This is a genomic window from Arthrobacter sp. 01N444 (assembly GCF_056399305.1).
In genome coordinates, this window is the sequence record NZ_JBFTRB010000008.1 from 15,861 (window position 1) to 27,706 (window position 11,846).

Below are 11,846 nucleotides of genomic sequence, written 5' to 3' on the forward strand. Positions count from 1 at the left end.
GGCCGGAGACTGAAACAACAACACTCCGGCCGGGCGGTTCTGTTTAATGGACTATTAGTGGTCAGCTTGATGGACAGCGTTGAAGTGAAGAGGTAGTCGTGGAAGATCGGAAGCTGCGGATCGCAGCCGTTGGGGACGAGCTGTTGGCTGGGCTTGGTGATCCGCGCGCCTTGGGCTGGCTGGGCCGGGTCCTGGCCCGCACGCCGCAGGACAGCGTCGCCCTGGAGTGCTACTCCCTGCCATGCCCTGAAGAGGGCACCGAAGGCATTGCGGCCCGCTGGCTCGAGGAGGCGGGCCGACGATTCGGCAACCACCACGAAAACCGCCTGGTGATCGGCCTGTCAGGACGCGACATTGAGTTCGGCCTGTCCACGGCCCGCAGCCGCCTGAACCTGGCCAACATCCTGGACTCCGCCTCCCAGAACAAGATCGAGGTCTTCGTCGTGGGCCCGCCGCCCACGCTTGACCCCGCACAGAACCGCAGGCTCGGCGAGCTCAACACCGCCTTCGCCGACGTCACGACGCGCCGGAAGCACCTCTATGTCGACACGTTCTCGCCGCTGCTGAACCACGAGCAGTGGCGCCAGGACCTCGCGGCCAACGGCGGCACGCCCGGCCAGGCCGGCTATGGCCTCATGGCCTGGCTCGTGCTGCACCGCGGCTGGTTCCAGTGGCTGGGCCTGGACACCCCGGAATAGGCGGGCAAGCAGGCAACCGGCCGCGCCGGGACCCCACCCTCCAGGGATTTCGCGATATATCTTGACCTGCCGGCAAGCGCGATATATCGTGACTAAATAGTCGCGATATATCGTTAGTTGTCCCAGCCCTTTCGCCTTTCCGGAGGAACCATGTCAGAGAACACGTGGACCGTGACCGGCCCGCAGACCATCGACGTCGACGGCGTCCACTCCCTTAAACTCGGGATTGTCCGCGGCCGCTTCGACATCGTCACCCATGACGAGGACGTTGCCAGGATCGAGGTCTCGGAAATCGAAGGCGATCCGCTGTCGGTTTCGATCGTCAACGGCCGCTTGGAAGTCCGCCACCAGCTGCACGGCCCGCAGGGCTGGTTCAAGAACCTGATGAGCACCGTCAACAACGGCAGCAGCAACTCGGTGGTCATCAGCATCGCCCTGCCGGCCGGCGTCGAGGTCGAGGCCGGGACGGTGAGCGGCGACGGCATGGTTTCCGGGCTCAGCGGCCACACCCGGCTCAACACCGTCTCGGGGTCCGTGCTGGCCGACGGCACCGCCGGGAACCTGTCCGTCAACACGGTCAGCGGCGAGGTGATTGCCCGCAACCACCGGGGCGTCCTGACCGCCAAGAGCGTCTCCGGCGAGGTGACGGCCTCGGGCGAATTCAGCAACATCCGGGCGAACACCGTCAGCGGCGACCTGAACTTCGACCTGCACGGCTTCACCCATGACTTTGGCGCCAATTCGGTCTCCGGCGACGTCACCATCCGGCTGCCGCACGACGTCGGGGTGGACATCGTTGCCAAGTCCGCCAGCGGCGCGGTGGTCATCGATGACACGAGGTACGCCCAGCCCGGCGGCACGGTGCAGACCATCGCGGGACCGGACGCCAAGCTGATGCTGGTCCGGACCAACTCGGTCTCGGGAAAGACATCCCTCTTCCACGGCCAGCCCAGCCCGGACACCGAAACGGCCCTCTGATGCCTCCCGTCTTCGCCCACGGGGCGCTGCGGCTGTACCTGCTCGCCCTGCTCGAATCGGGCCCCAAGCACGGCTACGAGCTGATCAAGGCGCTCAGCGAGCGTTTCGGCGGAACGTACTCCCCCAGTGCCGGGACCATCTACCCGCGCCTGGGCAAGCTTGAAGAGGAAGGGCTCGTCGCCACCCGGACGGAAGGCCGCCGCACCAACTACAGCATCACTCCGGCCGGCCTCACGGAACTGAACCGCCGGCGGGACGAACTCGCCGGCGTCGAGAACGACATCTCGGCGTCGGTCCGCCGGCTCGCCGACAACCTGCGCCAGGACATCCGCGTCAACATGCGCGGCCTCCGGGCCGACCTTGCGGCCACGGCCGAGGCGGCCCGGACCTCGGCCCGCGCCGCCGGTTCTGCCGGCGGGACGGGCACTGCCGGCGCCGCGGGAAGCCCGTGGTACTCCCCGGAGGGCGAACGGCGGCTGAAGGAGGCGGAAATGCTGGTGCAGGCGTTCCGCGACGACATGCGGGTGGAACTGCGGCGTCATGCCGGGAGCCGTCCGGTCACCGCCGTCACGCTCGAAACGGTCAGGACCGTGCTGGACCAGGCCCGGATCTCGATCCGAAATTCGTTGGAGGGCTGAGGCCGGGACCGACCGGCCGCGGCGCGTAGCACGGGCCTCCGGTTCGCGGCGGGTGCCGCGATGTGGGAGACTTGAGGGCAGCTCTTTTGAGTACCAAGATTAAGGAGGCCAGCTATGAGCAAACGTGCACGTAAACGTCGTGACCGTAAGCGTGGCGGCGCGAACCACGGTAAGCGCCCCAACGCCTAAGCAAAGCTTGGAATGACAGCTTTAGACGAATGACCCCGGAATCCTCACGGATTCCGGGGTCATTCGTTTATGTCGGCTCAGGCTTCCACAGTCCGGCTCAGGCTTCCACAGTCCGGATCGAGTGAATCCGGTCCAGGATGGAGTTCTTGAGGTTTTCCGGAGCTGCTTCGGTACACGAACGCTTGACCATCACGCGGATGACACATTCGAGGTCGTACTGCTCCAGGCACTCCGGGCAACTGTCCAGGTGGTCCTTGATCTCTGCGATGTCTGCACGCGTGAGCGCACCATCCAGATATTCATAGATACGTTGCATCCGGGCGTCATCGCAATCGCCCAGTCCCTGGCAGTCGCTCATTTCCTGTTCTCCTGTTTGTTGCTGTCGGCCGCGGCGCTTGACTCGGTGGCGGCCCTGAATCCTCGTTCGGCGGCATAGTCCCCCAGCATGTCCCGCAGCATCTTCCGGCCGCGGTGCAGCCGCGACATGACGGTCCCGATGGGGGTGTTCATGATGTCCGAAATTTCCTTGTACGCGAAACCCTCGACGTCGGCGAAGTACACGGCCAGCCGGAATTCCTCCGGAATCGACTGGAGGGCGCGCTTCACATCCGAGTCGGGCAGGTGGTCCAGGGCCTCAGCCTCCGCCGAACGCAGTCCCGAGGACGTATGCGACTCGGCGCGGGCCAGCTGCCAGTCCTCAATCGTGTCCGAATTCGACTGCAGGGGCTCGCGCTGACGCTTCCGGTACAGGTTGATGTACGTGTTGGTGAGGATGCGGTACAGCCAGGCCTTCAGATTAGTTCCGGGCTTGTACTGGTGGAACGCGGAAAACGCCTTCGTATACGCCTCCTGGACCAGGTCCTCGGCGTCGGAGGGGTTCCGGGCCATCCTCATGGCCGCCGAATACAGCTGGTCCACGTACTGCATGGCGTCACGCTCAAAGCGCGCCCGGCGCTCTTCCGCGGACTCGGTGGAGACATCAAGGGGCTTCCCGTCCACCTCGGTCTCCAAAGCGGCGGGAGTGCCGGCATCAGGTGTCTTGGTGGGCGTGGCGTCGTTTCCGGCAACCTCGTGCATGGCCGCAACGGCCGGGTCCATGGTGCTCATTGCGTTCAAGTCTACTGTCACCTTCCGCCGGGCACCCGGAACCGACGGAAGCGCGAGGGTCCATGTTTGCCCGGAACCGGCTTCCGGTTCCGCCCTGTCTTTGACCAGAGTCAAATCTCCGCCTTCGTTAGCCTGCTGGGATCTGCCTTTCACAACCACGTCCTGCGGGCAAATATTCCGCAAAAGTGCAAGACTAGAACCGGTTCTCCCGCAGTGAAGCCGCTGTTCGTCCATCCAGGAGGAAATTCATGTCGTTTGTCCGCTTTCTCGCCCGGCCCATGCTCGCCTCCAGTTTCGTCCTCGCCGGCATGGACAAGCTCAAGAACGCGGATGACACTGCGGCCCAGCTGTCCCCCCTGTTGCGCCGTGCGGCCGACGCCTTGCCGTTCCAGCCAAATGAAAAAGTCGTGGCACGCGTGATCGGCGGCACCCAGATCGGCGCCGGCGTCTGCTTCGCCCTCGGCAAGTCCGCCCGGCTGGCGGCCACCCTGCTCGCCGTCATTTCGCTCCTGAACGGCTACGTCGAATGGCGCAGCGCGGACATCTCCTCGAAGGAAGCCCGCGACGCCCGCCGCAAACAGCTCCTGAAAAACGTCTCCCTCACCGGCGGCGTGCTCCTCGCCGCGGTCGATACCGCCGGCAAGCCCAGCCTGGCCTGGCGCGCCGGGCACCTGGCCGCCGATGCCAAGAAGAGCGCCGGACACCTCGCCGCCGATGCCCGCAAGACCACCAACAAGCAGCTGAAGAAGGCCGACAAAGTCGTCCGCAAGGCCGTAGACCACTCTGCCGGGGCCTAAGACGGTAATGACTGGCACCACCCCCTCTTCTGCCGCTGCCCCGTCCCACCCTGCCGGCGCCCACGCAGCCGACGCCGGCCCGCACTGGCCCGCCCCCTTCGCCGCACGGCCGGTCGATGCCACTGTCACCGTTCCCGGCTCCAAGTCTCTGACCAACCGGTACCTCGTGCTCGCCGCCCTCGCGGACGGACCTTCCCGGCTGCGGGCTCCCCTGCACTCCCGGGATTCCGCACTGATGATTGAGGCCCTGCGGCAGTTGGGGGCCACCGTCACGGAAGTGCCCGGCGACGGCGCCTTCGGCCCCGACCTGGAAATCGTCCCGATCAGCATGGATCCCGCGTCGGCTGACACGGCGATCGACTGCGGCCTGGCCGGCACGGTCATGCGCTTTGTCCCGCCGGTGGCCGCACTGCGCCGCGGTGAGTCCCTTTTCGACGGCGACCCCCACGCCCGCAAACGCCCCATGGGCACCATTATCGAGGCCCTCGCCGGCCTGGGTGTGGCAGTGACCGCACCCGACGGCGGTCCGGCGTCGTCGTTGCCGTTCACGGTGCACGCCTCGGGCGAGGTGCGCGGCGGCCACCTGGTCATCGATGCCAGCGCTTCGTCCCAGTTCGTCTCCGCCCTGCTGCTGGCCGGGGCGCGCTTCACCGAGGGACTCCACCTAGAGCACGTCGGCAAGCCCGTGCCGAGCCTGGACCACATCAACATGACCGTGGCCGTGCTGCGCGGCGTGGGCGTGGCGGTCGACGACTCGGTGCCGAACCACTGGGTTGTCTCCCCCGGCCCGATCCGCGCCTTCGACGTCCGGATCGAGCAGGACCTCTCGAACGCCGGACCCTTCCTCGCGGCGGCCCTGGCCACCGGCGGCACCGTGCGGATCCCGAACTGGCCTGCGGAAACCACCCAGGTGGGTGATCTCTGGCGCGGAATCCTGACCGCTATGGGCGCCACGGTGACGGTTGACGGCGGCACCCTGACCGTCAGCGGGGGCCCGGCGATCAAGGGCGGCGACTTCGACGAAACCAGCGAACTCGCCCCCACCGTAGCCGCGCTGTGCGCCCTCGCCACCGGCCCCTCACGGCTGGGCGGCATCGCCCACCTCCGCGGCCATGAAACGGACCGGCTCGCCGCCCTCGTCGCCGAAATCAACCGCCTCGGCGGGGACGCCGAAGAAACCCCCGACGGCCTCATCATCCGCCCGGCCGCGCTGCACGGCGGCGTCGTGCACAGCTACGCGGACCACCGCATGGCAACCGCCGGCGCCATCCTCGGCCTTGCCGTAGCCGGCGTGGAAGTCGAGGACATCGCAACCACGGCCAAGACCATGCCCGATTTCCCGCAACTCTGGGAAGCGATGCTGGCCCAGGGACCCGCCCCAGATGAGGACACCGCCGGTGGCACGCAGCACTGATTCCTGGGACGAGTCCGACGTCCGGATCCGGCCGAACAAGAAGGGCACACGGCCCCGCACCAAGGACCGGCCCAGCTACGACGATGCCGTCACCGGACGCATCATCACCGTTGACCGCGGCCGCTACACCGCCGTCGTCGGCGAGGGGACCGCGGACGAACGCAAGATCATCGCTGCCCGGGCCCGGGAACTGCGCCGCAACCCGGTGGTTGCCGGCGACTTCGTCTCCCTGGTCGGGGATGTCACCGGCGAGCCCGACACCCTGGCGCGGCTGGTCAGGATCCAGGACCGCAAGACGCTGCTGCGCCGCAGCGCCGACGACACGGACCCGATCGAACGTGCCGTCGTGGCCAACGCCGACCAGCTGGTGGTGGTGGTCGCCGCCGCCAACCCCGAGCCGCGGACCGGTTTCATCGACCGCGCGCTGGTGGCCGCATACGACGCCGGCATTGAGCCGCTGCTGCTCGTCACCAAGGCAGACGTCAAGGATCCCGCCGAGCTGCTGTCCAACTACCAGCACCTCGACTTCCCCGTCATCATCTCCAAGACCGCCGACTCCGCCGCTTCCGGCATCGACGCCCGCTCCGACGACGGGCTCTCCGCCCGGCTCGACAAGGACGCGGTATCCCAGCTGCGCGACTACCTCGACGGCAAGGTCACCGTGATGCTGGGCCATTCCGGCGTCGGCAAGTCCACCATGGTCAACGCCCTGACCGGGGCCGAGCGGGCCACGGGAGGCGTGAACGCGGTAACCGGCCGCGGCCGCCACACGTCCTCCTCGGCACTGGCGCTCAAAGTCAACGATGCCCCGGCCGGCAGCTGGATCATCGACACCCCCGGCATCCGGTCCTTCGGCCTGGCCCACGTGGACCCGGACCGGATCCTGCGTTCCTTCCCGGACCTGGAACCGGGCACCGATGATTGCGAACGCGGCTGCAAGCATGACTCCACCGCCGTCAACTGCGGCGTCGACAAATGGGTTGCGGCCGGGCACGCGGGGCCCTCGGGACCGGCCAGGCTCGCGTCCCTGCGCCGGCTGCTGGGCACGGACCCGCGGATGGAAGCGCAGGAAACCAAGGAACTGGGCACCGTCTCCTAGCCGGACCCGCAACGGGGCGGCGGCGCCGTGCCGCGGCCTCCCGCCCGGCAGCCCGGTTTGACGGTAGTTTGGAACCATGAGCCAACCCGCTTCGAGCTACAACGATGACCTGCGCCTTGCCCATGTACTGGCAGATTCGGTCGATTCCCAGACCATGAGCCGCTTCAAGGCGCTCGACCTTCGGATCGAGACGAAGCCCGACCTCACACCCGTCACCGATGCCGACAAATCCGCGGAAGAGGCCATCCGCGGCCAGCTCTCCCGGTCACGTCCGCGTGACGCGGTCCTGGGCGAAGAGTTCGGCAGCTCGGGCCACGGTTCCCGCCGGTGGATCATCGACCCGATCGACGGCACGAAGAACTTTGTCCGCGGCGTCCCGGTCTGGGCCACCCTGATCGCCCTCGTCGATGAGGGCGAGCCGGTGGTCGGCGTCGTCAGCGCGCCGGCACTGGGCAAGCGCTGGTGGGCCGCCAAGGGTGCGGGCGCCTACACGGGCCGCTCGCTCGCCGCCGCCACACGGTTGAAGGTATCCAACGTCTCCAATCTCGAGGACGCCTCGCTGTCCTACTCCAGCCTTGGCGGCTGGAAGGAACGCGGGAACCTGGATGAGTTCCTGGGCCTGACCGAGGAAGTGTGGCGGACCCGCGCCTACGGTGACTTCTGGTCGTACTGCCTCGTGGCCGAGGGCGCCGTGGACATCGCCTGCGAACCCGAGCTGAATCTCTACGACATGGCCGCCCTGGTGCCGATTGTGACCGAGGCCGGCGGCCGCTTCACCTCGCTCGAAGGCGAGGACGGCCCCTTCGGCGGCAACGCCCTGGCCACCAATTCGATCCTGCACTCGGAAGTCCTCAAGCGGCTCAACCCCGGACTCGACGACCTCTTTCAGGCCCACCCGAACAACTGATCCGCGCCCGTAATATTCCGCTTCACAATCGGCGGCCGCCTTTTCCCCGGCTGCGCCGATGTCCTACGCTCGATGCAGGTCACGAGTGCCAGCGCTAAACCCCGGTTTGCTGGCCGGCAACCCTCCAGTCGCGGTGGGGTGCCCCGGGTGACGACCTGGCCGGTCCGGAACGGACCCGGCAAGCGCGGATTCCCACGGTGTGGGGTCCTGTTCGAGTGAGGTCCCATGACAACTGCCATTTTCCCCGTTGCCCCTGAATTCCATGCACGGCTTGCCCTCGCGGCCCGCCCGCTGGCAGCCGTCACCGGGGCCGAAATCCAGGCCCCGCTGATCACCGGCGGCCACGCGCGCTACGCCAACCTCGACTACGGCGCCTCCGCACCGGCCCTCTCCGTGGTCTCGGCCTACCTGAACGAAATCCTGCCGTACTACGCAAGCGTGCACCGCGGCGCCGGCTACGCATCACAGATCAGCACCTCCGTCTACGAGAACGCCCGGGACATCGTGCGGGACTTCGTGGGCGGCCGGCCCGGCGATTCCGTGATCTTCACGCGCAACACCACCGATTCCCTGAACCTGCTGGCCGGCTGCCTGCCGCTGCGCGACGGGCGGCCCGCGGGCGAGGTCCTCTACCTCGACATCGAACACCATGCCAACCTCCTGCCTTGGCAGAATGTCCCGCACCGCAGCGTCGTGGCCGCCGCCACCCTCGCGGCCACCGTGGACCGCCTGCGCGACGAACTCGCCCGCGGCGGCGTCAGCCTGCTGGCCGTCACCGGCGCCTCCAACGTCACCGGGGAGATCCTCCCGATCCGGACCCTGGCCGCACTGGCGCACGAATACGGCGCCAGGATCGTTGTCGACGCCGCGCAGCTCGCCCCGCACCGGCGGATCAATATCGCCGCGGACGACGTCGATTACCTCGCCTTCTCGGGGCACAAGCTGTACGCCCCGTTCGGCGCCGGCGTGCTGGTGGGGCGGACGGACTGGCTCGACGCCGGCACCCCGCACCTGGCCGGCGGCGGCGCGGTCCGCGATGCCCGGCTCGACTCCGTCAGCTGGACCACGGGACCTGCCCGGCACGAGGGCGGCTCGCCGAACGTCCTCGGCGCGGCGGCCCTCGCCCGCGCCACCCAGGTCATTGCGGCCCTGGACCCGGAGCAGTGGCAGGCCCACGAGGACGCCATCCGGTCCTTCCTCGTCGAGGGCCTCCAGGGCATCGAGGGAGTAACCGTGCACCGGATCTTTGCCGATTCGGCTTCCGATTCTTCCCCTGCTTCTTCCGCTGGAGGGGATCAGCCGGACACCGGCACGATCGGCGTCGTGAACTTTTCCGTGGAGGGCTACGACGCCGGACTGGTGGCCGCCTACCTGTCGGCCGAACACGGCATTGGCCTGCGCGACGGCCGCTTCTGCGCCCACCCGCTGCTCAAGCGGCTCGGCCTGCCCGCCGGCTCCCTGCGGGCCAGCTTCGGCCTCGGCTCACGGCTTGAGGACGCCGAACGCCTGCTGGCCGGCCTGCAGCAGCTGCGGCAGAACGGACTCGGCTGGGATTACGTGGTGGATGCCGGCCGCTGGGTGCCGGCCAACGATACCCGCAGCTATCCCCACTGGGCGCCGAACACCCCGGGCACCGCCGGCGCTGCGCCCTGCACCCTCGGCTAGGCAGGATCGGGGCCCGGCGCGGGTGCGGTAAATTCGAAAGGTATCTGAAACCAGCAGGACCTTCCCGAAGGAGATCGCACGTGGCAAGCGCCGGCCCCAGGCTCCACAGCGGAGTCAAGCCGCACAGCGGACCGAAACTGCACAGCGGACCGAAGCTGCACAGCGTGCGGCGCCAGGAACTCGGACAAAGCTTCCAGGACGGCGGGGAGCACTACGAGCGCGTCCGCCCCGGCTATCCGCAGGAGTCAGCCGACTGGCTGGTCCCGGCGGGGGCCAGGGACGCCGCGGACATTGGCGCGGGCACCGGGAAGTTCACCTCCCTTTTGGCGGAACGCGGACTGGGCACGGTGGCCGTGGACCCCTCTCCCGACATGCTCGGGCAGTTGCGCCGGACCCTGCCAGACGTCACCGCCATCGAGGGCAGCGCCGAGGACACCGGTCTCGAGCCGGAGTCCTTTGACCTGGTCACGGTCGCCCAGGCGTGGCACTGGTGCGACCCCGGCCTGGCAAGCGCCGAGATTGCCCGGATCCTGCGGCCGCACGGCGTGCTGGGTCTGATCTGGAACCAGCTGGACACCAGCGTGCCCTGGGTGCACCGGCTCTCCCGGATCATGCACGCCGGGGACGTCCACAAACCACACTTCCGTCCGGCCGTGGGCCCCGAGTTCACCGGGCTTGAGCGCCACCTGACGCGCTGGGAGGATTCCATCACGACGGAGGACATCCAGGAGCTGGCCAAGTCCCGCAGCTACTATCTCGCGGCATCGGACTCCACCCGGGCCAAGGTCACCGCCAACCTCCTCTGGTACCTGCACGAGCACCTGGGACATATGCCGGGCGAGGTGCTCCGGCTGCCCTACCTGACCCAGACGTGGCGGGCCTTCCGGGCCTGATGCACGCTCACCCCGGATTCCCCCGGATTGCACGCAGCGCCCGCCGGGCTTATTGTTTCGGTATGCCTAATAAATTCTTATAGGCACACGAAACTTTGACACCGGCTGTTTTCCGGCCGGCGCCGATCATCGCGTCAACGCCGACGCGCCAATCACAGGAGCTGGCAGTGCTGGAGCTAACGGGACACGGGCAACCGGCGCAGGACGCCCCCACTTACAAACACCCGGGGGCCCGGAGGGCGCTGATCGGCCTGTTGGGACCGGCCTTCGTGGCGTCGATCGCCTACGTGGACCCCGGAAACGTGGCCGCCAACCTGACCGCCGGAGCGCAGTACGGCTATCTGCTGGTGTGGGTCCTCGTGGCCGCCAACGTCATGGCCGTCCTCGTCCAGTACCAGTCCGCCAAGCTCGGGATCGTCACGGGCAAGAGCCTTCCCGAAATCCTTGGTGAACGGCTCAAGCCGTTCTGGCGCCGCGCCTTCTGGGTGCAGGCCGAAGTTGTCGCCGCCGCCACCGATCTCGCGGAGGTGGTGGGCGGCGCAATCGCCCTGTACCTGCTTTTCGGCCTGCCCCTCCCCCTTGGCGCCGTGATTGTCGGCGCCGTGTCGATGCTCCTGCTCGCGGTCCAGGCCCGGCAGAAACAGCGGCCGTTCGAATTCATCATCATGTTCCTGCTCGGCATCATCACAGTCGGCTTCCTGGCCGGGCTGTTCATCAGCCCGCCCGATCCGGGGGCCGCCCTGGCCGGGCTGATGCCCGGTTTCCAGGGCCCGGACACCGTCCTGTTGGCCGCCAGCATGCTCGGGGCCACCGTCATGCCGCACGCCATCTACGTCCACTCGGCCCTGTCCCGGGACCGGCACCGGCCGGACGAACACCTGCATGTTCCCCCGGCGGCCATCGCGCGCCTGGTCCGGGCCACTCGGTTCGACGTCGTGGCCGCCCTCGCGATCGCCGGACTGGTCAACATCGGCATGCTGCTCCTGGCCGCCTCCACCCTCGGCGGCGAAGAAGGCACGGACACGATCGAGGGCGCGCACGCCGCCATCACCGCCAATCTCGGCCCGATCGTCGGCGTGATCTTCGCGGTCGGGCTGCTCGCCTCCGGCCTGGCATCGACCTCGGTGGGCTGCTATGCCGGCGGCACCATCATGCAGGGCCTGCTCAAGATCCGGATCCCCGTCATGGCCCGGCGCGTCGTGACCCTCATCCCCGCCGTCGTGCTGCTGGCGGTGGGCTTCGACCCCACTTGGGCGCTCGTCCTGAGCCAGGTGGTCCTCAGCTTCGGGATTCCCTTTGTCCTGGTCCCGCTGGTGGTGCTGACCAGCAACAAAGCCCTGATGGGCCGGTTCGCCGACGGCCCGGCCCTCCGAGTCGCCGCCATCATCAGCGTGGTGCTCGTAGTGGCTCTCAACCTGGTGCTGCTGTGGCTCACTTTCTCCGGAAGCAGCTGACGGTAGG

Annotated in this window: 13 protein-coding genes and 1 riboswitch; of the genes, 11 read left to right on the forward strand and 2 right to left on the reverse strand. The window is 68.0% G+C overall.

Annotation, left to right across the window (positions count from 1 at the left end; translation table 11 throughout):
- The first annotated feature begins 98 nt into the window (after positions 1-98).
- The 4 genes from AC1DKN_RS11255 to AC1DKN_RS11270 all read left to right on the forward strand — a co-directional run bounded on the left by AC1DKN_RS11255 (position 99) and on the right by AC1DKN_RS11270 (position 2,503).
- Positions 99-698, forward strand: coding sequence for a GDSL-type esterase/lipase family protein (locus AC1DKN_RS11255; protein ID WP_079553040.1), 600 nt, complete (start codon positions 99-101; stop codon positions 696-698).
- A 150-nt stretch (positions 699-848) separates the two neighbouring features.
- Positions 849-1,676 carry a DUF4097 family beta strand repeat-containing protein gene (locus tag AC1DKN_RS11260; protein ID WP_476848821.1) on the forward strand — a complete coding sequence of 276 codons (828 nt, stop codon included), beginning with the start codon at positions 849-851 and terminating at the stop codon, positions 1,674-1,676.
- Positions 1,676-2,314: a PadR family transcriptional regulator gene (locus tag AC1DKN_RS11265; RefSeq protein ID WP_476848820.1), complete on the forward strand. Its 639-nt coding sequence runs from the start codon at positions 1,676-1,678 to the stop codon at positions 2,312-2,314. Before AC1DKN_RS11260 ends, AC1DKN_RS11265 begins: the two co-directional genes overlap by 1 nt.
- Positions 2,315-2,428: 114 nt before the next feature.
- A complete protein-coding gene (locus tag AC1DKN_RS11270) occupies positions 2,429-2,503 on the forward strand; it encodes a 50S ribosomal protein bL37 (protein ID WP_104061284.1) in 75 nt (24 codons plus the stop codon).
- Positions 2,504-2,600: 97 nt separating this feature from the next.
- Here the strand turns inward: AC1DKN_RS11270 and rsrA are convergent, their stop codons facing one another.
- On the reverse strand, positions 2,601-2,861 hold the full coding sequence (rsrA, locus tag AC1DKN_RS11275) for a mycothiol system anti-sigma-R factor (protein ID WP_018775287.1): 261 nt from the start codon (positions 2,859-2,861) through the stop codon (positions 2,601-2,603).
- Positions 2,858-3,610, reverse strand: a complete 753-nt coding sequence (locus AC1DKN_RS11280) for a sigma-70 family RNA polymerase sigma factor (protein WP_476871299.1) — start codon at positions 3,608-3,610, stop codon at positions 2,858-2,860. The genes rsrA and AC1DKN_RS11280 overlap by 4 nt, the downstream gene beginning before the upstream one ends.
- Before the next feature lie 248 nt (positions 3,611-3,858).
- Here AC1DKN_RS11280 and AC1DKN_RS11285 point away from each other — a divergent pair, with 248 nt between their 5' ends.
- The 7 genes from AC1DKN_RS11285 to AC1DKN_RS11315 all read left to right on the forward strand — a co-directional run bounded on the left by AC1DKN_RS11285 (position 3,859) and on the right by AC1DKN_RS11315 (position 11,839).
- Entirely contained in the window at positions 3,859-4,407 is a 549-nt protein-coding gene (locus tag AC1DKN_RS11285; RefSeq protein WP_028277492.1) for a DoxX family protein, read from the forward strand.
- Between the two features lie 7 nt (positions 4,408-4,414).
- A complete protein-coding gene (gene aroA / locus AC1DKN_RS11290) occupies positions 4,415-5,821 on the forward strand; it encodes a 3-phosphoshikimate 1-carboxyvinyltransferase (RefSeq protein ID WP_476871300.1) in 1,407 nt (468 codons plus the stop codon).
- Positions 5,805-6,920 (forward strand): ribosome small subunit-dependent GTPase A, encoded by a 1,116-nt coding sequence (rsgA, locus tag AC1DKN_RS11295; protein ID WP_223916089.1) that lies wholly within the window; start codon positions 5,805-5,807, stop codon positions 6,918-6,920. Before aroA ends, rsgA begins: the two co-directional genes overlap by 17 nt.
- Before the next feature lie 76 nt (positions 6,921-6,996).
- Positions 6,997-7,827, forward strand: a complete 831-nt coding sequence (gene hisN / locus AC1DKN_RS11300; protein WP_028277489.1) for a histidinol-phosphatase — start codon at positions 6,997-6,999, stop codon at positions 7,825-7,827.
- Between the two features lie 77 nt (positions 7,828-7,904).
- A riboswitch (SAM riboswitch) is annotated at positions 7,905-8,018 on the forward strand.
- Positions 8,019-8,052: 34 nt separating this feature from the next.
- Entirely contained in the window at positions 8,053-9,492 is a 1,440-nt protein-coding gene (locus AC1DKN_RS11305; RefSeq protein ID WP_476871301.1) for an aminotransferase class V-fold PLP-dependent enzyme, read from the forward strand.
- A gap of 137 nt (positions 9,493-9,629) precedes the next feature.
- On the forward strand, positions 9,630-10,385 hold the full coding sequence (locus AC1DKN_RS11310) for a class I SAM-dependent methyltransferase (protein ID WP_476871354.1): 756 nt from the start codon (positions 9,630-9,632) through the stop codon (positions 10,383-10,385).
- A gap of 167 nt (positions 10,386-10,552) precedes the next feature.
- Positions 10,553-11,839 (forward strand): Nramp family divalent metal transporter, encoded by a 1,287-nt coding sequence (locus AC1DKN_RS11315; RefSeq protein ID WP_476848814.1) that lies wholly within the window; start codon positions 10,553-10,555, stop codon positions 11,837-11,839.
- Positions 11,840-11,846 lie beyond the last annotated feature (7 nt).